The 19,533-nt window shown below is 66.3% G+C and carries 12 protein-coding genes and 1 pseudogene; 6 read left to right on the top strand and 7 right to left on the bottom strand.

Features of this window, described 5'->3' with window-relative positions; all coding sequences use genetic code 11:
• Positions 1–27 precede the first annotated feature (27 nt).
• Positions 28–720 carry a GOLPH3/VPS74 family protein gene (locus tag EV374_RS27460; protein WP_486486005.1) on the bottom strand — a complete coding sequence of 231 codons (693 nt, stop codon included), beginning with the start codon at positions 718–720 and terminating at the stop codon, positions 28–30.
• Positions 721–830: 110 nt separating this feature from the next.
• On the opposite strand from EV374_RS27460, the gene EV374_RS32790 reads away from it, so the two are divergent.
• The 3 genes and pseudogenes from EV374_RS32790 to istB all read left to right on the top strand — a co-directional run bounded on the left by EV374_RS32790 (position 831) and on the right by istB (position 3,601).
• Complete coding sequence (locus EV374_RS32790; protein WP_165947927.1) at positions 831–1,004, top strand: hypothetical protein; 174 nt, start codon at positions 831–833, stop codon at positions 1,002–1,004.
• 580 nt (positions 1,005–1,584) lie between these two features.
• A pseudogene (gene istA, locus EV374_RS27450) lies at positions 1,585–2,813 on the top strand (IS21 family transposase).
• The gene (gene istB / locus EV374_RS27445; protein ID WP_132240050.1) at positions 2,813–3,601 is read left to right on the top strand and encodes an IS21-like element helper ATPase IstB; all 789 of its coding nucleotides are present in this window, start codon (positions 2,813–2,815) and stop codon (positions 3,599–3,601) included. Before istA ends, istB begins: the two are co-directional and overlap by 1 nt.
• Before the next feature lie 78 nt (positions 3,602–3,679).
• On the opposite strand, the gene EV374_RS27440 is transcribed toward istB, so the two are convergent.
• Both EV374_RS27440 and EV374_RS27435 read right to left on the bottom strand, forming a co-directional pair.
• On the bottom strand, positions 3,680–4,564 hold the full coding sequence (locus EV374_RS27440; protein WP_132240049.1) for a phosphotransferase: 885 nt from the start codon (positions 4,562–4,564) through the stop codon (positions 3,680–3,682).
• A 7-nt stretch (positions 4,565–4,571) separates the two neighbouring features.
• Positions 4,572–5,960: an NsdA family TPR-like regulatory protein gene (locus EV374_RS27435; RefSeq protein WP_486486004.1), complete on the bottom strand. Its 1,389-nt coding sequence runs from the start codon at positions 5,958–5,960 to the stop codon at positions 4,572–4,574.
• A 670-nt stretch (positions 5,961–6,630) separates the two neighbouring features.
• On the opposite strand from EV374_RS27435, the gene EV374_RS27430 reads away from it, so the two are divergent.
• A complete protein-coding gene (locus EV374_RS27430) occupies positions 6,631–6,828 on the top strand; it encodes a hypothetical protein (protein ID WP_132240047.1) in 198 nt (65 codons plus the stop codon).
• Between the two features lie 1,290 nt (positions 6,829–8,118).
• Here EV374_RS27430 and EV374_RS27420 read toward each other — a convergent pair.
• The 4 genes from EV374_RS27420 to EV374_RS27405 form a co-directional block, all read right to left on the bottom strand.
• Positions 8,119–10,032, bottom strand: a complete 1,914-nt coding sequence (locus EV374_RS27420) for a TOPRIM nucleotidyl transferase/hydrolase domain-containing protein (RefSeq protein ID WP_132240045.1) — start codon at positions 10,030–10,032, stop codon at positions 8,119–8,121.
• Positions 10,033–10,222: 190 nt separating this feature from the next.
• Entirely contained in the window at positions 10,223–12,631 is a 2,409-nt protein-coding gene (locus EV374_RS27415; RefSeq protein ID WP_132240044.1) for an RNaseH domain-containing protein, read from the bottom strand.
• On the bottom strand, positions 12,631–15,951 hold the full coding sequence (locus tag EV374_RS27410; RefSeq protein WP_132240043.1) for a hypothetical protein: 3,321 nt from the start codon (positions 15,949–15,951) through the stop codon (positions 12,631–12,633). The genes EV374_RS27415 and EV374_RS27410 overlap by 1 nt, the downstream gene beginning before the upstream one ends.
• Positions 15,948–17,123, bottom strand: a complete 1,176-nt coding sequence (locus EV374_RS27405) for a restriction endonuclease-related protein (RefSeq protein ID WP_132240042.1) — start codon at positions 17,121–17,123, stop codon at positions 15,948–15,950. The genes EV374_RS27410 and EV374_RS27405 overlap by 4 nt, the downstream gene beginning before the upstream one ends.
• A gap of 233 nt (positions 17,124–17,356) precedes the next feature.
• Here EV374_RS27405 and EV374_RS27400 point away from each other — a divergent pair, with 233 nt between their 5' ends.
• Both EV374_RS27400 and EV374_RS27395 read left to right on the top strand, forming a co-directional pair.
• Positions 17,357–18,145: a hypothetical protein gene (locus tag EV374_RS27400; RefSeq protein WP_207914601.1), complete on the top strand. Its 789-nt coding sequence runs from the start codon at positions 17,357–17,359 to the stop codon at positions 18,143–18,145.
• The gene (locus EV374_RS27395; protein WP_132240040.1) at positions 18,132–19,382 is read left to right on the top strand and encodes an XRE family transcriptional regulator; all 1,251 of its coding nucleotides are present in this window, start codon (positions 18,132–18,134) and stop codon (positions 19,380–19,382) included. The genes EV374_RS27400 and EV374_RS27395 overlap by 14 nt, the downstream gene beginning before the upstream one ends.
• Positions 19,383–19,533: the final 151 nt, after the last annotated feature.

Below are 19,533 nucleotides of genomic sequence, written 5' to 3'. Positions count from 1 at the left end.
GAGAGGGATGGGGGGATCGACCGCACGTCAGGTGCGGTGACTCAGGACGCTTCCGCCGACCGCGCTGCCGAGGTCAGCAAGCAGGTCGCGCACCGGTTGTGGGGCCTGCGCGACCACCTGACGCAAGTGGGTACGGACGGCCAGCGACGCACCGTCGAGCAGGGCCCTGTCCAGCTGCGTGTGCAAGGCCAAGCCCGCGAGCACCACGTCGAAGGAGTTGAGGCGGCGGGTGAAACGCAGGTCGACCGACAGCCGCGCCCACGACGACGCAGCGACGTTCATGTCGGTCGGCACGTGGATGGTGCGTTGACGCCACAGCCGGCCGACCTGCTGCTGTCGCAGCAGCCCGACCTGCCACATGCGGTCGGTGACCTGCTCGCTGGCGGTGGCGGCCAGGAACGCCAACCACGTCCGGGTGTCGCTGTGCTGCGGCTGTGCGATCAGCCGGTCAAGGACGACGTGTTGCAGCCAGTCCCTCGGCGGCCAGGGCTGGAGCACTTCGATTCGCCCTTGCTTGAAGGTGATCCGGCCTTCGTTGTACAGCTCGGCGAGTAGCGCGGCGGCTAGGCCGTGGTTCAGCGCGGACTCGAACAGGCGTGGCCGGCCGGTCTGGTCGTCGTGGGCCATGAACCAGAACTCGTTAGCGAGCAGCGTCGGCCGAGCGGGCGCGGTGCCTACAGCTCGGGCGTGACGCTGCGGCTCGATGGGCTGAACGCGCACATGCCGAGGGGCGTCGTCGGCTACGCCGGGATGTGCGTGCACGCGGCTGGCCTTTCTGAGTCACTCGTCAAGATGGCTGCAGCGGCCGCAGTCTCTGGGCGGCGGGCGAGATGGCGGGCGAGTTCCTGTTGCGCCCAGGCGTTCTGTTCGCAGATGCCGTCGGGCTTGCAGTGAAAACAGGTGCGGCCGTCTGCGTGCTGCTTATCGGTCATCCGCGCAGACGCAAACCGGTCGGCCGGGCCGCAGGGTTCGTCACCGCGGCTCATTTCGCGCTCGCGCACTGACATAGCGCGGCGAGGCGGACCCGCAGCTCCATGCAGGGCAGGTACTCGTCGGCCATGGAGGCCGAAGGGACTGTAGGTTGGCCGTCGCCGGCGGGAGCGAACCACTTGCGCCGCATCGGCGCTACCTCCTTGAACGGGGTGCGCTGCCGGGCGTTCCCCTGGCACTGGCGCACCCGCGACCGGTTGGGTGCAGGGCCCGTCCTGCCCCTGTGCAGACGGGTCCCAAAGGGGCGGGAACGGTGATGCGAGACTGGGAGAGCCATCCGTACCGCGCCTTACCTGCCTCGGGCCATTACGTCGACCGGTGATGGCTTCCGATCGGGGACACAGGTGGCGACTTGGTCTCGGAGTTTCTCGGGACCGAGCCGACTACGTATTCCCGAGGTCCACGATCGCTCCGTGGCGGGATGGGTGATAGTCCCAGCGTGGCGGGTCACGGTGGACCTCACCGTGCCTAAGTTGCACCGATCTCCATGAACCGGTCAATGGCGGCTACCCGGAGGTCCGGGTTGTCGGCGACGCGTGAAATCGGACCCCCGATCGGCGGGTGAATCTGGACCCCTCTTCGCGGATCGGAGGGGTGTTGAGCATGGAGGACTGGGCGGAGATCCGTCGTCTTCATCGGGCTGAGGGGATGCCGATCAAGGCGATCGTCCGCAAGCTTGGGGTGGGTCGTAACACGGTTCGGCGAGCGTTGGCCGCCGAGGGGCCGCCGAGGTATCAGCGGCCGGTGAAGGGTTCGATCGTGGACGCGGTGGAGCCGCAGATCCGGCAGTTGCTGGCGCAGTGGCCGTCGATGCCGGCCACGGTGATCGCTGAGCGGATCGGTTGGACTCGGTCGTTGACCGTGCTCAAGGAGCGGGTTCGCCTGTTGCGGCCGTTGTTCGTTGTGCCGGACCCGGCGCAGCGGACGGAGTATCTGCCGGGTGAGCTGGTGCAGTGTGATCTGTGGTTCCCGCCGGCGGATGTGCCGTTGGGGTTCGGGCAGGTCGGTCGGCCTCCGGTGTTGGTGATGGTGTCGGGGTATTCGCGGTGGCTGTCGGCGGTGATGATCCCGTCGCGGCAGTCGGCGGATCTGCTGGTCGGGCACTGGATGCTGATCGCTGGGTGGGATCGGGTGCCGAAGGCGTTGGTGTGGGACAACGAGTCCGCTGTCGGGCAGTGGCGGGCCGGACGGCCGCAGTTGACTGAGGCGATGAATGCCTTCCGCGGCACTCTCGGCATCAAGGTGATCCAGTGTCGGCCGGCGGACCCTGAGGCGAAGGGCCTGGTCGAGCGGGCCAACGGCTATCTGGAGACGTCGTTCCTGCCCGGGCGCCGGTTCGGCTCACCGGCCGACTTCAACGCCCAGTTGGCGGACTGGTTGGTGCGGGCGAACAACCGCCGGCATCGGATGTTGGGTTGCCGGCCGGTGGATCGGTGGGACGCTGACCGGGCCGCGATGCTGTCGCTGCCGCCGGTGGCGCCGGTGGTCGGTTGGCGGCTGACCACTCGTCTGCCCCGCGATCATTACGTTCGCTTGGACGGCAACGACTATTCGGTGCATCCGGCGGCGGTGGGCCGACGAGTCGCTGTCGTCGCCGACGCCGATCGAGTGCAGGTGTTCTGCGAGGACCGCCTCGTCGCCCGCATGACCGGTGCTGGGCGAAGCATCAGAGCATCACCGACCCGGTTCACCGCCAGGCCGCCGCTGACCTGCGGACCGCTGCCCGGCAGGCACCGGTGCCGGCGGTCACGACCGAGGTGGAACACCGCCGGCTGGCCGATTACGACCGGATGTTCGGCCTCGACGTCGAGGTGGCTGCGTGATGGCCACCAAGACCAGCCGCAACATCGCCTCGGAGATCGCGTTCCTCACCCGCGCCCTGAAAGCACCCTCCCTGGCAGCGTCGGTGCAACGCCTGGCGGAGCGGGCCCGGGCGGAGTCGTGGACGCATGAGGAGTTCCTCGCCGCCTGCCTGCAACGTGAGGTCGCCGCCCGCGAAGCCCACGGCGGTGAGGGACGCATCCGGGCCGCGAGGTTCCCGGCCCGCAAGAGCCTGGAGGAGTTCGACTTCGAGCACCAACGCTCTCTGAAGCGGGAGACGATCGCCCATCTCGGCACCCTCGACTTCGTGGCGTCGAAGGAGAACGTCGTCTTCCTGGGCCCGCCCGGAACCGGCAAGACCCACCTGTCCATCGGCCTCGGGATCCGGGCCTGCCAGGCCGGACACCGGGTCGCGTTCGCCACCGCCGCCCAATGGGTGTCCCGTCTCGCTGACGCCCACCACGCCGGCCGGCTGCAGGACGAGTTGGTGAAGCTCGGTCGGATCCCGTTGCTGATCGTCGACGAGGTCGGCTACATCCCCTTCGAAGCCGAAGCCGCGAACCTGTTCTTCCAGCTGGTCTCCAACCGATACGAACGAGCCTCACTGATCGTCACCAGCAACAAGCCCTTCGGCCGGTGGGGTGAAGTCTTCGGCGACGACGTCGTCGCCGCAGCCATGATCGACCGCCTCGTCCACCACGCCGAGGTCATCTCCATGAAGGGCGACAGCTACCGACTGAAAGACCGCGACCTCGGCCGCGTCCCCCCATCCACCAAGACCAACGACTGAGTAAGGTCACATACAGGCAAAGGGGTCCAAATTCAGACGCCCCAGCAGGGTCCGATTTCACGCGGCGACGACACGGGTTCACAGAATCCGCCACCGAAGGAGTCCCGCCCCGTCGTCGGGGAGGCCCCTGATTCGGCGGTGCACCTCGTCGGCAGCCGCGGTTCCGGGACGGGACTTGCGGGCGTTGGTCGCGATCATCTGCAGTTCGCGGAGTTGGCACAGCTCTTCGAACCCCGGCCATGAGGTGGCATCCCAGCCGTATGCGGCGGTGAAGTCAGCGAGGGCTGCGGGGCCGGGAGGGTCGAACCGCCGGCAATGAACAGCAATCGTGGCGATGTCCCACTCTCGGGGTCCGATGGCGGCACCGTCCCAGTCGGCTAGCACGGGCGTGCCGTCGAAGCGCCGCAGCGCGTTGCGGATCTGCGGGTCGGACTGGATCAGGCTCATACCATGGGGGAAGCGCATCGCCTCCCAGCCGACAGCCAGCACCTCGAGCCGGCCCATCAGCAGATCCTGCTCCTCCCCGTTCAGGATCTTCGAGCGGGCGACGGACCGTTCGATGTTGTGGATCGGTCGCAGAACGGGCAACGGCAACGGCGGCACGGGCAGGGCGTGCAGGCCACGCAGGAGTGTTCCGAGTTCGGAGACCGTAACCGGGTGGCGGTGCGCCGGGTCCAGACGCTGCCAGACCGTGACGGCGTGACCGTCCACCCAAAACGGCTGCGATAGGCGAGGATGGAGTTCCGCCGTGGGGAAGCGTCGATTCGACAGCCAGCGAACCACGGCTACCACCGCGCGCACCCGTTCCAGACTAAGGTCACCCGGGGCGATCTTGATTACCACGTCACGGACGGCATAGACGGCGTTGGTGTGGTGCCGGAGCAGGATCGCCTCCGAGTCGGAGTAGCCCAGACGATGACACACCTCGGCGAGCACCGGTCGGGTGCGCGCCTCGACGAACATCGAGCTCCTAAGGACTGAGTGTGGCCGCTGCAGTCCCAAGCCTACGAGCGCGCTCGCGGCACGTCCGCACGTAGTCCGTCAACGCAGCCACCTCACCGCACCGATTCCGCTCGGGGATCGCCAACGCCACATCGGTGGCCCTAGTCAGAACGATCTCCGTCCGCTGCGTCTCGGGCAGGTCCGCTACGGCTTCGCGCGCGGTCACCGCCGCTTCGACCGCCCTCCGGTCATGTGCGAGGCACATCGACCTGTCCAGTGCGATGAGCGCGACGTCGATCGGTACCGCCGGAGCCGCCCCGTACAGCCGTAACGCCTCGTCCTGGACCCGGTACGCCTCACTCGTGTCACCAAGCCACGTGTACGTCCCTGAGAGATAGAACAGCAGACGCTTCGCCGGAAATCTGAACGCCACATCGGTGTCCTCGTCGCCGGCCTGGTCGAACAACCGCTGCGCCTGCCCTATGGCCGCCCGTGCCTGCTCGGTGGCCCCGACCCGGGCCAGGGCACGTGCCCGGCCCGCCGCAGCTAGGGCACCCGACGACGATGCGGTCGGAGTGACCCCCAGAGCCGCCTCAGCGATAGCGACCGTCTGGTGCGTATCCCCGAAGTAGTACGGCAGCATCGCCGCTTGGGCCCGCACCAGTGTCCTCAACCGGCCCTGCCCACTGTCGTCCGCCGCATGGATTGCCGTGCGGTACCACCGCCGAGCCTCCCTTACATCCCCCAGCCGCATCAACGCATCAGCACACATCGTTGCCAACAGCGCCGCCACTCCCGACAACCGGGCCTGGAGCGCCGCCGGCTGCCGCCGACGCGACAGAACCTGAACCTCCCGGCAGTCACCGGCCAGCAGTGACAGCATCACCCGTGGCGAAGCAGACGGATAGACCCTCATGTGCTCGTCAGCTGACTCCTCAATCAGTTCAAGATGCCGCAGGGCGACACTCGCCGACGCCAGAGCCTCGTCCAGTTCCAGACGGAGCCGAGCGAGACTGCTCGTCTCGGCGCCGGTCCCCTCACCGGCTAACGGCTGGTCCGCCCCGCCGCCCGCACCGGACGAACGGCTGGCATCCCGCACCACACTCGCGTCCTCGTTCCGGCCGAGACCCATGGCCGGACGCGGAATGCACAGGCCGATCGCGATCCGTTCCAGCACCTCGTAAGCCGTGACCTGCCGAACGCCCTTGGCGATCTCTGCGGCACGGTTAGGCGATACGCCGACGAGAGCCGCGATCTTGCCGTAGGACACACCGCGAGCATGGAGAAAACGGAAAATAGCAGCCACATCCCGCTGGCAGAGGAACTCACCAATCGGCCGCCCGTTCCAGACTCCCGAACTCCACCACTCGGGTTCCACCTGCACGCCCACAGAGCACCCCCCGCCCCGGACAACCAATTCACCGATCAACAGCTCAGTGCATTCAACCCGTGACATCAAGTCAACAGGCAGGCCAAAGCCATGAACCTCCGCCCCAGGATCGAGGTAGGCCGCAGTGCCCGGAACTCTCACGGTGGGCCCTCACGGTGACAGACCACAGCGAGATCAGGCCTCAGGACGGCGCCACATGTCGGCCGCAGGACCGCCACCACGGACGACGTGCGCTGGCCTGTTACCCGCCCTCAACAGCAGTCCCTTTGGGAGGTCAGACACAACTACGCCCGATCACCGCCAACCCCCACGTCGACCGGTGCTGCGAGCATCGGCGCGCGACCGGCCGACGCAGCACCGGCACCGCTCCGGCGCTCACCCTGCAGGTGAGCGGGAGTCACTTCCAGTCCCGACCAGCCGGCCGCAGGTCTCGCTCATCCTCCGTCCCGCCGCATCGCGGCAGAGACACGGACTGCCTCGGGTCCAAGGTCCGCCACAAGAAGCAGATGAACAGTCGCAGCGCGTTGACGCTCGGTCGGGCGCCGCCTACAGGTGGAGAGCGTTCGCCGAACCTACCCGGCGGCGGTCCACCGGGCGACGTTCGATCGGGAGGCCGGCCGCGTCCCCAGCACCGGCCGCCCGGGGCAAAGGTCCACACGCCGCGCCCCGCGCCCCGTGATGGACGTACCGTCAGAGGATAGACGTGCTGCTGCGCGGCGGGCCGGGTGACGGACAGACGGTGTCCTGCAGCGGGGAAACCCTCGTGTGGCAGGCCTGCCTCTACGAGGCCACGATCAAGTACAGCCACCGCAGCGGCCGATGCCTGCGGGTCTACCGGCACCGCCCGGACTGCTGTGAGCCGCACGGCCGGGGCGCCGAAGACCGCTGCGAGTGACCCACCAGCGCTGATTCGCCACCCCACCTTGCCCTGCTTTAGAACATGGGCACGATCGGCGCGTGGATGAGGAGGTCCGGCGGTGGTGAGACGGGATTGGGGGGCGCCTGACGCGCCGGGCTGTGTGGCTCATCCGCCGAACGCGCTGGACGATGGTCGCCCGTGCCAGGGACACCGAGAGGGCAAGGTGCTGCGGTGGGAGTTCGAGACGGAGCCGGAGGCGTTGCGCATGCTTGATTGCATGCTGCATGCCGAGGGTGCCGGGCAGTGGCGGGAGCACGGGAGCAGAGGGCCCAGGAGACTGTCGCGGGAGCGACGCCCGTTCCGGACGCGCCCGGAATGACAATTATGTGCAAAGAAGCACTGCGACAAGAACCGTCGACGCCACCGCCCAACTGGTCATAAACGCCGCCCACCACACCCCGCAAGAAAATCAAAGCTAGCGCCCGGAACGACCGGCCCGACCGCAGACCCACCACGAGCGCCTCCGCCCCGGCCAGACCGAAAACAGGTGCTCCGGCCCTACGAAGCGCAACAACTCAAGCTGCAGGCCACGGCCCGACAAACCCGCGAGAACGCCGTTTCGGGGGCGGCAGGCACAATCACACCCACGTGACACCCACCATCCACAAAGGCCGAATACCAAGAATGACCCGACCGCCAATAGGTAGTTCAGGCACCTCATGATCTTGTGCGCCCGAAGGGACTCGAAACCCCAACCTTTTGATCCGTAGCGCTGGCTTGTTCCCAGCGTGCTGGTCATGCGCCGAACATCCGAGCGCCAACGGAGCACCATCACGGCTGGTACCACCGACGGCGGGCCGTCGGCCGCGCCAAAGCGTGCGGTAGGTGATCCGGCGTCTACTGCTCCTGGCATCGCCAACCTCCACAACATCGCCCTGACGTGGCGACCACAGACCCAGCAGCGCTCAACGCCTCCCCTAGTTGCGAGACAGCCCCTAGCCCCGACACGGACCTCCGCATGAGCACTCTGTACACGCCTGCCCACGCAGGAGTGACACGCCTGGTTCGATGTCGATCTTTTGAACAGGTAGAAAGTGTCATACCCCCGTGTCATCCTTGACTACACCAGGGTCTTGGAGGTAGGTCATGCCGTCAGCACCGCGCTACGACGTACGACACGCCACCGCACCTACGCCCAGCGGATGCCGCTGGTGCGGGACCGAGCAGCGCTCCCATGGCCAACGCTGGATCAAGAGCGCCGGCATGCACATGTGGACGGCTCCCACCAACGAGCAGCGCTTGGCTCGCATGAAGGCTCGGCGGGCATCACGAGTCGGTGGGATTAGCTAGCTCCACCAGTTTAGCGAAATGCTGGTGCAGCTCTTCGGGGACCTCTTCTGGCGTCTGCAGCGTCGCAACCAGCTCATACACCATCTCTGGTTTACTCTGCGGCCCGTCGAAGCTGGAGGCCTTGAAGTCTCCCAGCAAGGCTTCGCTGAACTTTTTGTCGGATCGCTTACTCGCAATTAACTCGGCGGTCCATGGATCCCCGTCCGTTCGTGGCCACTTAGAATTCGCGACAGCCGCCCACTGCTCATCGGTGAAGAGGTACTCAAGCTCTCGGTCCTCGCCGCCGATCATCAGACGGTCCCGGTCGGGATCGAGGCCGTACTTCTTAAGCTTGTCGTCGCCGAAGATCTTCTGATTCTTGCGGCTGTCCGCATCGATAAGTACAGCGACTCGCCGATTGTGGTTTGCGAGAAACCTTGCGAACATGAGTGCACCCTCGTTGTTGTTGCACGCCCAGAGCGCAATGCCGGCTGACTGCAGGGGGATCCCCATGGCCAGCCGAAACAACAAGGGAATGGCCTGCTGCTCCGTGGGGCCCTCAACACCGACGAAGAGCCTTTCGTGCAGAAGGACGCTGTTCCGTAGGCCAAGGGCCGCCGCGATGTGTGCCAGGTGGCGATCAGTCTCTTCGTGCCCCGACTCGTCAGCGAGGCGCTCCATAACCGTGCGATCGTTGCGGAGAGTCAAGTGAACGATGGAGGAAATATCGACTCCATCGATTAGGTTCATCGAGTGCGTGGCAATCACCATTCGAACCCGGGGCAAGACGCACTGCTCGCGGATCAATTGCATCACGCGACGTTGATGTGAGTAATCAAGGTGAGTGTCGGGTTCATCGTAGAGGATCACGACATCGGGCTGAGCGTCCCCCTCTGGACCAAGGGCTATAGGCGCAGTTCCTGCCGCGCTTTCGGTTTGTAGCACCTCGCTGGCCCACTCCCAAACCGCCAAGCTGATCCGTCGCGCCCTTCCCGCGCCGGCGGCGTCTACGGCTACGGCTTCCCCATCGGTGCGGGCGAGCTGGAGACGCGCGGATTTGAACGCGCCAGAGAAGGAGACCTCTGGAAGGACTTCGACTTCAGTGAGGTCCGGACAACGGGCCATGATGTGCTTACATAGATCTGCCGCGTCGTCTTTTAGGCGGCTAGTCAACTCGGACTCCAGGCTCCGGATACGGACGTGGAGTTGGGGTTCCTCGAAGTGCACCTTATAGCGGGAGTTCAGGATCGTTTTTACTGCTGCATCGACGGGCGCTTGTTCGCCCCCGAACCTCAGCAGACGCGGCAGTCGCTGTTGAAGCTTGGCCGGCGCGGCGGTCCAGTCATCCCTTTGTGGGGCTTGCTCTGCGGCAGCGCGCAGAAGTTCTACCCAGCCGACTCGGGTCGAGGGCGCTTTTTCGCCTTTCAGACCGAGCTTCGTTACCAGAGCCTTGAGGTCCGGAACCTTCAAGCTATCGAAGTCGCGCAGTTCTGGATCCACGGGAACGCTCCGAAACAACTGGAGCGCTGCGGTTTGCCCCAGCGGGGCAAACCGCCGGATCCGCACGCTCTCCGGCAGGCCAAGGTCTGCTTGTTCATCCACGCTGAGTGTGAAGGTTCCCTCGACCGAGGTATGGGCAACTCGGCGCCCCGCTCCTTCGGCTACCGACGCCCTATCCGCTGATCCTCCGGTGGCTGGGCCATCGCTGGTCGCGCCACCGGGAACCGACCTGGCGAACGTGCGATCCTCATCCCGCAGCGTGTATGCGCCAAGCAAGAAGGCGATCGCGTCCAGAGTGGCGGTCTTTCCGCCGTCGTTGTGACCGGTGAGGATCATGGGTCTGCCGAGGGGGATACCGCCAACCTCGTCCAAACTCCTGAACCCCGTCACCGCGACCGACTCAAGACGCATGCAAGACCCCTCATCTACCGCAGCGACGACTGCTCGCCCCAAAACCCCACAATGGTCTACCACAGACTCCTCGATCATCTCTTCCGGGCCTGCGAGCCTTGTACCGCCGGAACTGTCCAGATAACGACTGATCGCTCAGTCAGGGCCAGAGATCGCCAGGTTGCGTCCAGCCCCCTAAGGCCTTCATAGCTCAGCGTGCGGCCGTGTTGCGCCCTGGATGATCCTCTAAGATCTGTCGGGCCATGTGCACGGGCGAGGGGCGGACCGTTCGCCCGTCCCAGGCCAGGGGATGTCCACACAGCCGTGCGCTGAGCGCCGCTAGGTGTTGGCGTTCGAAGGCACCGTGGCTGAGGAGGAGAAACTCGGTGCAGGTCATCGCGTGCCAGGGTGTCCGGAGTTCTCTTGCTTCCGTGAGGTCGAATCGCGTCTGACGATGGCCGGCTCTGACGCTGAACTGAAACGCTTTGTCGCTGCGCGATCGGTTGATGAGGTAGTAGGTGTCCTGGTGTGCGCCGGGAAGGTGGTAGAGCCGTTCGGTCGCTGGGACTGCACCCTCGTCAGCACTTGCCCGCTTTCCGGTTGCCCTGACAGGCTGTGGCAGCTTGCCGTCTGACGCCGTGTTGACCCTGACTAGCGAGATGCCGGCTGGGTTGATCATCGCAAGGTGGGGCAGCGCATCGAGCTGTCCGCTACCCAAGTTCTTGTTGGTGGTGCCCGACCACAGCGGGTACCGGTTAGAGCCGTCGATGTAGATGATCATCGGGATGTCGTCGTAGCGGGCGCGGAGCTGGTGCAGGGCCCGTTCTGTGTAGGCCCGCGCCAGTGCTGTACGGGTGGCGGGGTTTGGGTCGTTGAATTGGCTCAGGTCGGTGGCGTGATGTGCGGCGATGGCCGTGGGGAGGTTGCTCCAGCCGTGGGCGTCGGGGTGGTAGCCGAGCATGTGCCAGGGTGTGTCGGTTCCGTCGCTGATGAGGGCGGAGAGGCTGATCATGCGGGTGGCGGGTTGGTTCTGTTCGCGGGTGTAGAGACCGACGATGACGCATGGCTGAGGCTGCAGGGGGCGTGAGAAGACCCGAGTTGGTGTGGCGGCGGTGAGCCCCGCTGCCCGGAGGAGGTCTCGTACGGCGGCATTGGCGGGATGGTCGACGGCGTCGGGCTTGGGCGTTGACGCTGGGTCGATGAACTGGCTGACGGTGCCGTGGGCGGCCAGGGCGCGGCGAAGCTGTGGCTTGGGGTCGTCGGCGGGTTTGGCTGCGGCGAGTTCTTTGTTGCTCTCAGCGAGTACGAGGTGCAGGGCGTCCGGGGCCCTGGTGGAGATGATCTGGTCGGCGAGGGTGTTCCGGAGGTGCGTGGGGCCGGGAGCGATCAGCATGTCGGTTTTGGCGCTGTTGAAGGTGATGATGAGCGCGCCGTCGAGGAAGGTGCCCTCCGCGGTTGTGAGGCTGTTCTCGGGGAGGTTGAGTACCTCGGTGAGCGCCTGGGCGGACCGGTGGCGCTGTAGGTCGTCCTGGTAGACGACGCTGATGTGGATCGGCCGTGCTGCCGCATTGACGGCCGAGGCGAGTTTCGCGTGCCGGTCGGGGTCGCCGGAGGCATCGATGTTGCGTATGGGTGTGGTTTCCAGGACGAGCGACTCCGTGTTGAGCCTGGCGGTGGCGTGCTCGAGCACGCAGTCGAGGAATCGGCGGCCCGGTCCGGAGCCGATGGGGTGCCTGTCGGGTTTGGTGGCGTGCCGGGCGCGGATGTGTGGGTGGGTCGCGAGGAGGTCATCTGCGGTGAAGTTGGCGGGCACGCCGCGGATGCTGAAGGAGTCGACGAGTTGGGGAAGGAGCCCGGTGATCACGTTTCGGTTGGTGGGGCGGTCGTAGCGGTGTCTGGCGGTGAGCAGCATGCCGGTGTCGTCGGTGGCGATCCAGAGGCTCTTGGCGTTGCCGGGAAAACCGGTGGTAGGGCTGATGTGGGCGTCGAGGTTGAGCAGGATGCCGGGGTAGCCGGGGACGGTGATGGGTTCGAGACTGATGTAGTGGATGCCCTGTTCGGCCCTGGGATGCGTCTCGGGAAGCGGGCGGTCGAAGGCGACGAGGTTGCCGTCGGTGTCGGGACGAAGAAGCAGGTCCGTACCGTCCGGGAGCTTGAGCGCGCCTCGGAGGAGTTCGATGGTGCGCCAGGTGGCGACGTCGAAGACCCAGTTCGGGATGTCGGCGTGCGTCGCCGTGCCCGCCTGGAGGTACTTGGCGATGTGAATCGTGCGTGGCTTGGTACGGCGTAGCAGTGGGGCGAGGAGGTCTTCGAATGGCGCGCCGTGGCGGGCTGCGAGGTCTCGTTCGAAGGCGGCGAACAGCCGGCTGATGATGGCGGTGTCGATCTTCTTGCGCATCAGGAGCAGCGTGCCGGGGCCGTCGGGGTCCTTACAGATGGTGGCGTAGTCGCTGGACACGTAGCGCAGGCCGAGGCTCAGGTCCCTGTACGGCAGGTTCTTCGGGTGGCGGGTGTATCGGCGGTTCAGGTCCTGCCAGGTGTCGTTGACCTCGCTGCTGAGGGTGTAGCCGTAGATCTTCTCCGCCATCGCTTCGGTGTAGGGAAAGGCCAGGGTGCGCATCAGGGGTTCCTGTCGTTGATGCCGGCGAACGTGAAGAACGCGTCGATGGTGGTGCCGTAGATGGAGCGGACCTGGTCTAGCTCGTTGTCGTGGAGCCATCGCTGGTGGAGGTTGCGGATGAGGGAGGCGAAGTCGCTGCCCGGTGCGGCGCCTCCTCTATGGAAGGCGTTGTCAACCAAGTGAAGAGTCGTGTTGGTACCGCCACGGCGGGCGCGCCCAGCAAGTTGGATCAGGTCAGCCAGGACGTCGGCGAAGATCGCGGTTCGCACGTCGGCGGGCAGGCGCCCGAAGGCGGGGTTGGACCTGTTGATGAGCTCCAGGTGTCTGGCGGCGATACTGTGGCGTTCGTCGAGTTCCTTGCGCGGGTCCTCGCCCGGGTGCCGGTTACGGCGGGCGTGGGCACCGGTGTGGGCGACAAGGGCAGACGGTTCGTCGATGAGTTTGATGGGCCGGACGCATACCCAGATGGAGTCGAGCGCGGACCGGTGGCCGACGACGATGTTGAGCCCGCGAGCGACCCGCGCGAAAGGTGAGATCAGCACGTCTCTGCCCGTGGCTGGGAAGGTTCGCAGCCGGCTGGCGGGGATGGCCAGCACGTCGTCGGGGATCTGCAGGCCGCGGCGGTCACCGGCGGGGACGGCGACTGCGATGCGAGTGCGGTGGGCACCACCAGTGATCAAGCCGCGGCACAGGGCGAGCATCTGGTCGTAGGAGTTGGTGACGAGCAGCACCCGGGCACGGGCGCGGCGGTCGGCATCTCGGTGCTCGTGCAGGTCCCGCAGTCTTTGTTCGAGGATCTGGTCCCAGAGGCCGGATCCGATCCCTTCGAGTAGTTGGGCCTTGCGGCTGCGTGCGGCTCCTGAGATGACGAACCCGCGGTTGGTCGTGTGGTCGTTGACGGACGCGTTGCTGACGGTCAGCCTGCCGGTGCCGGCGTCGGCGTTGTCGGGGTAGTAGCAGGCGACGTCGGCATGGACGTGGTTGGTGGGGGAACCGGGTAGGTAGGCGGTCGCGGAGAGTCCGACGATGACTCTGGGCGCGCCTGTGAGCGCGGGAGCCGTGGTGATTCCGAGGTCTGCGGTGTAGGCGTGCGGGTCGCTGGAGAGGATCTCTGCGGTGAACTGCCGGTCGGAGCGGCTCTCCGGGTCGCCGGTGACGGCGAATCCGAAAACCGCTCGGCCGATCGGTCCTTCGGGTGTTGCCTGCCAGGAGGGAGCTCGGTCCAGCGCGGCTTCGACGTCGTCGGCGAGCCGCATGCCGCTGTCGCGCATCAGCGGCAGTAGGGCTTCCAACTCGGCGAGCCCCTGCTGGAGTTCGCCGAGGAACGCCCTGCGTAGGAGAAGGTGGGCGGTCTGGAGCTGCCACGCCGTAACGGAGGAGGCTGCCGGAGCGTCGTCCTTCCCGGTTTGCCAGCCGCAGTCTGTTTCGTCCAGTTCGACGTCCGCGTCCGGTTCGCCCTCGGCGGTGGGCGCGGTGATCGTTTGGATCGCGCTGACGATGCCTTGGCTTCTTTTGTGGATCAGATCGGATTCCGGTTCGTCGGCGATGACGAGGCGCAGTTCCTTGCGTAGGTCTGTCCAGCCGGCGGGTAGCGCGTCAGGGTCGGGTTCGTTCTGGGTGAACAGGGATTTGAATCTGTCGAGTTGGTCGTCGCTGGGGCGGTCTTCGAGTTCGTTGAGGCCGAAGAGGCGGCAGGCGAGGAGGTTGTCCCATCGGCGTGGCAGGTGCAGCCTGGCCTGTTTGGGGCCGAGTGGGTCCTGTGGGTCGATGAACCCGTTGACGACGGCGGCCAGGTAGCGCTCGGAGAGGAACTCGACCCGGTGGATGGCCCGTTGGAAGGCGAGTTCGAGTTCGCCCGGGACGTTGTCGGATTCGACCTGTTCTTTGCGCTGGTCGTCAAGCTTCTCTAGGAGCAGCTTCTGCGTGTCACGACGGGCCAGGACGAGGGTGCGGCCGGATTGAGCGACCGCATGTCCTTGGAAGGCGTCGACCTCGTCGACAAGGACGATGTCGGCGCGCCGCAGCAGCAGCTCCTGCGCGCTCATCCGTCCGTGGAGCGTGCCGTTTGTGATGACGGGGAACGGCACCGAGCCCTGCTGGAAGTAGGCGTGGTTGGTCACGATAATCTTGGCTGGGCCGGCGGCCTGCCGCCATGGCGCCCACTTCTCGCAGGCTCCGATCAGAGGGCATCGGTGGCGGCCTTCAACGCCGGGCTCGTGCAGATCCGTGCAGGGTTCCTGGCCGGGCTGCCATGCGGCGCCTTCTTCGTCGCTCAGCATGCAGGAGTAGCCAAGCTCCTGCCAGGTCCACCTGGCACCGGCCGGATCCTCCGGTGCGTCGTTGGTGCGCTGGACGGCCACCTCGATGAGCCGTCGGTGGGACATGAGTGCGACAACAGGGATGTCGAGGCTCAGCGCCGCGAGGTCACTGCGGATGGCCGCGACAAGCTCCAGCGTGCTCTCGACATCAGGGGTGAGCAGAACAACGGTGTGCCGGCCTCCTCTATGGCTGGCGAGATGGGTGGCGGCGACGCGCGTCCAGACGCTCTTGCCGGAACCAGTGGGAGCGATCATGAGATGGAGGGGCCCTGCCGCGAGCCTCAGCCGTTCGACGGGTTGGCCCTCTGGCGTGCGCAGCTTCCGCGAGAATCCGTCCAGGACCTCCGCCAGGCGGAAGGTGTCGTCAGCTCGCTTCTTGTCGATCAGTTCGGCGGTGGCGTGCATGTCCGCGAGGTCGGCCACCACCTCGGCTGGCGCGGTGGCGTCCAGAACCGGGACAGGAGGGTAGGGCATCGGTGCCCGCGGGATGAGGTAGGTGTTGCGCCGGAACTCGTCGCGGCTGGGGCCGGCCAGGAAGACCGACGAGCTGTAGCGCCTGTCGGCCAGCGCCTCTGGGGGGACGCGCAGCGGGGATGAGGCATCCTCCAGCTCCTGCAGCGCGGCTGTGATCAGATCACCGACCGGTACACCGTCGATCACCTGCAGGAAGTCTCCGGCCTCAAGGTAGCGGGGCGATCGGTTGTTGCGTAGGTGCTCGTTGAGGCTGACGCGCAGGCCTCCTTCTGTGGCCAGGCGGCGAGGGCGCAGTTGAATGAGGCGGTCGATCGCATGTCGTTGCGTGGCGGTGAGGCCGTCGCGCCAGAGGCTCCACATCCCGAGTTGGCCGGAGAGGAGGAACCGCGCGTCGCGGGGGTCCACCGCGGGCGCGCCTTCCCAGGTCTCGGCGGGGAAGAGCTGTTCGGCCAGGCCGAGCGCCAGCCGCAGCGACGGTCCGATCAGGAAGCGGTTGGCGGTTCTGTTGAAACGCGATCGGTTGCTCATCCGGCTGCGGCCCTCTTCACCTCGGTGAGGAATCGGTGAGATGTCGTGGCGAACCGGCGCCGGGATCCGGTGCCAAGGCGCAGCCGTTCGTTGAGGAGCGCCACCTGGCCAGCCCGGTAGTCGGGGATGACGATCAACAGGTCAGATTCGCCGATGCTGCCCCGACGCAGCAGTTCGTTGGCCAGCCGCGCGGGGTCGGTGTAGTCCTTGACATCGACCCGCCAGGGCCGCCGTCGTCCTGGTGCCGTCACTTCGAGGTCGTACCGGTCGATGTGCGGCCACAGTCTCGCGGTGACGCCCGGCATCATCTCGAGTTCGCGGTGCAGGCGGACCTCCTCACAACCGGGGATTGTCGAGTACCGCCAGGCCGGCAGGGCGAGGCACACCTGTCCCGTGACTCGAACCGCAGTGGTGACCTGTGGTCCGCCCAACTGCGCGGCACGCTCGACGTTCCACGCGCCGGCCACCGGTGCACGGCCCTTGGTCGCCTTCACGGTGATCGAACCGCCGAGGGCCTTCGTGTGCGGTGGGTAGGCGCAGGCAAGCCGGCCGAGTTGGTACCGCATCGGGTACCGGCATACAGGGCACCCGAACCAGTAGTGCTCCCCTTCGTGCGCCACCCACGCCCACGCGGGGATCTCCTCGACCAGGCCCTCGCGGGGTAGCCCTGCGGCCTTGATCGCGTCGATCACCTCTGACATCTCCCCCGCCGCGTGTTCGATGACGGTCCGTCGTGCCCGCCGGTACCCCTCCTCCGTGCCGGTCGCCAGCATCTGTCCGTAGAGCCAGCTCTGCACCTTTTCCGCGCTCAGGCGCGGCATCGACCAGCCGACGACATCGGAGGCCGTCATCGACGGCGCGAGGTTCTCCATCAGCAGGTCAGCGGCAGCAGCACTCAGCTGTCCGTCCTCCACCAACAAGACCTCGTCGCACGCTTCCCTCAGTGTGGCCGGTAGAAGCCTGGACAGGGGACCGGTCAACAGGTCAGTGAAGGCCACTAGGGGCAGCAGAGGTTCACCGTGCGCCAGGTGCGCCAGCGCGACCCGCCCGTGCAGTTCAGCCACCTGCCGCCATCGCTCGCCGGGCGGTCCCGGCGACGTCCAGATACTGGCGGCCTGCGTCACCGTGGTCACGAGTGTGTCCCGGCCGAACCTGGTGAGATCCGCCGTCATGCGTCCCCTTCCTCCCGGCCGCTCATCCTGGGCGACCCGCAACGCCGCAACTGGACACCGTGTGCGGATTGATCGACGCTCGCCGCGATCGCGGCGCACAACAGATCACGCCGAACAGAAGGTGGCGTGATCTGCGGGAACACACTCAGCGTCACCGAAGTGGCGCCATCGCGCTCAAAACTAAAGCACAGATGCTAGCCTTCTGCACGCAGGTAAAGCATGAGGGGGAAGTCGTGTCGAAGAAGATCCGGCCGGCAGCGTGGGCGGCGTCCCTGTTCGGCCGCGACGTGGCAGCCACGCTGATGGAGGCCATCCCGTCGGCCATTCAGGCCGCCGTCGGACGGCAGATGGACGGCCACCAGGCGGTCCGCCTGACGTCGCGCCACGCCTTCGGCGGAGGCTGGCCGGCGCGGTACGAGGAACTGGTCAACCACCTTGGTGAGGTCCCCGGCGCCCAGACGGTGCGCCCGCTCGGCAAGAGCTACCGCATCGTCGTCATCAACAACGTCGCCGTGCTGCCGGTGGAGTACGCGAAGGACCTCGCGACCGCCTACGACAGCCCTCGCGCCCTGAAGAAGATCAACAAGACGACGCTGGAGCTGGCGCGGCTCTTCGGCCCCAAACCCGACCATGAGCAGCCGGCTTTCGAAGGGATGGAGTCCGAGTCGGACGCCCATGCCACCGACGTCCTGCGAGGGCTGGAACCAGACGGTATCGTGATCATCTACTACGCGGCGCACGAGCGGCACGGGCTGCTCAACATCGGATGGGGCCAGATCAGCGTGAGCCAGACCGGCACAGCGAGCTGGGTATCCGCACAACCCCTCCTCGTCCCGTCCGCAGACCCGATCCCTGGGCTTCGTCTGGTGAATCAGCCGTCGGCCTCGACCGCGTCGCCGCGATTCGACCAGGCGGAGCTGGCCAGCCCGACACTGCGCGCCCGGACCGTAGCCGAGCAAGCCACCGGTAGCCCCGTAGCCGACCATAGCGACCACCAACAGCGAAGCGATGCCCAGAACTGACGAGCCCGATGACCTGTTCTCTGCCGGCGACCTCCCCGTGGAGTCGCCCTCAGGGTCAGCCAGTGCTGTCGCCAGGCAATTCGACTCCGCACGCCTGACACAAGCTCGCCAGCTCGCAGGGCTGACCAAGAAGGAGCTCTCCGACCGGGTCGGGGTCAGCGCCGCGGCCATCGGCCAGTACGAATCAGGGACGCGACCACGACCCGAGATTCTGATCGCCCTCGCCGAACACCTCGGCTACCCCATCGGCTTCTTCCAGGTCGGGCGCCCTTACGCCCGCTTGGACTCCTCGGCAGCGCACTTCCGCCATCTCCGTGAGACACGCTCATACCAGCGCGCCAAGGCCGTCTCCTTCACCGAGCAGGTCTGGGAACTCATCTATGCCCTAGAACGGCGCGTCTTCCTGCCGCACGTAGACCTTCCCGGGTTCGCTGGCGGCGAGATTCATCCCGGCGCGAGCCTTCCCACCGAGCCAGTCCAGGCCGCCCGGGCTCTTCGTCAGCACTGGAATCTCGGCACCGCGCCCATTTCACACCTCGTGCGCACCCTTGAGGTTCACGGCATCGTCGTCGTGCACGCGCCAGCCGACGGCGACTTCCGTACAGTGGACGCCTTCTCGACCTCCCGGCTACCGCGGCCGTTCATTGTCATCAGTCGCGATCGATCGCACGATGTCTACCGGCAGCGCTTTACCGCCGCGCACGAACTCGCCCACCTTGTACTCCACGCCGACGCCCTTCCCGGTGACTCCAGGCATGAACGAGACGCCGACGCCTTCGCCGCAGAGTTTCTCACTCCACGCGATAGCATTACCCCACTTCTGCCCGCGAGAGTGAACTTTGCGGCGTTCGCTGAGCTGCAGCGGACATGGGGTACGTCGATCCAGAGCTTGATCTATCGCTGCCGAGAAGTGGGTCTCTACACCGACACCACTGCGACTCGCGCCTACCAACGCCTCAATCAGTCCAAGCCGGCCCTCGAACCCATCGATGGCTTCCCCGGCGAACAGCCGACCCTCCTAAGAAAAGCTTTCGAACTGGCTTCTGACCACGGGCTGACCATCGCCGCACTGGCGCAGGAACTACACTGGCCACCTGAACGCATCCAACAGCTACTTGGCGATGTCACTGACCGACCAATACTCAACCTCATAGCCGGCGGCAAGGCGGCGGGACACATGCCTCCAATGAGCGACCGCATTCGCCACTTGAAGGCAGTCGACGCGGGCAAAGCCTAAGGACCTCAACCGGACGAGTTCGCGTGTGGCCCAGGACCAACTCGCGTGGTCCCCAGTCTCCGCCGAACGGTCTGAGCGACCTGACCAGTGCCCACTGGCGCGGCTCGGCATGACCATCGATCCAGTGCGCTGGGCATCCTGACCCCTACCC

This window comes from Micromonospora sp. CNZ303, from assembly GCF_004345505.1.
The sequence above is the reverse complement of the archived record's forward strand: the minus strand, read 5'-3'. Positions and strand labels throughout refer to the sequence as shown.

Coding starts and splice junctions, on each gene's coding strand:
- EV374_RS32790 (WP_165947927.1), top strand. CDS start 831: ATGGCGGGCGAGTTCCTGTTGCGCCCAGGCGTTCTGTTCGCAGATGCC.
- istB (WP_132240050.1), top strand. CDS start 2,813: ATGGCCACCAAGACCAGCCGCAACATCGCCTCGGAGATCGCGTTCCTC.
- EV374_RS27440 (WP_132240049.1), bottom strand. CDS start 4,564: ATGTTCGTCGAGGCGCGCACCCGACCGGTGCTCGCCGAGGTGTGTCAT.
- EV374_RS27420 (WP_132240045.1), bottom strand. CDS start 10,032: ATGCGTCTTGAGTCGGTCGCGGTGACGGGGTTCAGGAGTTTGGACGAG.
- EV374_RS27415 (WP_132240044.1), bottom strand. CDS start 12,631: ATGCGCACCCTGGCCTTTCCCTACACCGAAGCGATGGCGGAGAAGATC.
- EV374_RS27410 (WP_132240043.1), bottom strand. CDS start 15,951: ATGAGCAACCGATCGCGTTTCAACAGAACCGCCAACCGCTTCCTGATC.
- EV374_RS27405 (WP_132240042.1), bottom strand. CDS start 17,123: ATGACGGCGGATCTCACCAGGTTCGGCCGGGACACACTCGTGACCACG.
- EV374_RS27395 (WP_132240040.1), top strand. CDS start 18,132: ATGCCCAGAACTGACGAGCCCGATGACCTGTTCTCTGCCGGCGACCTC.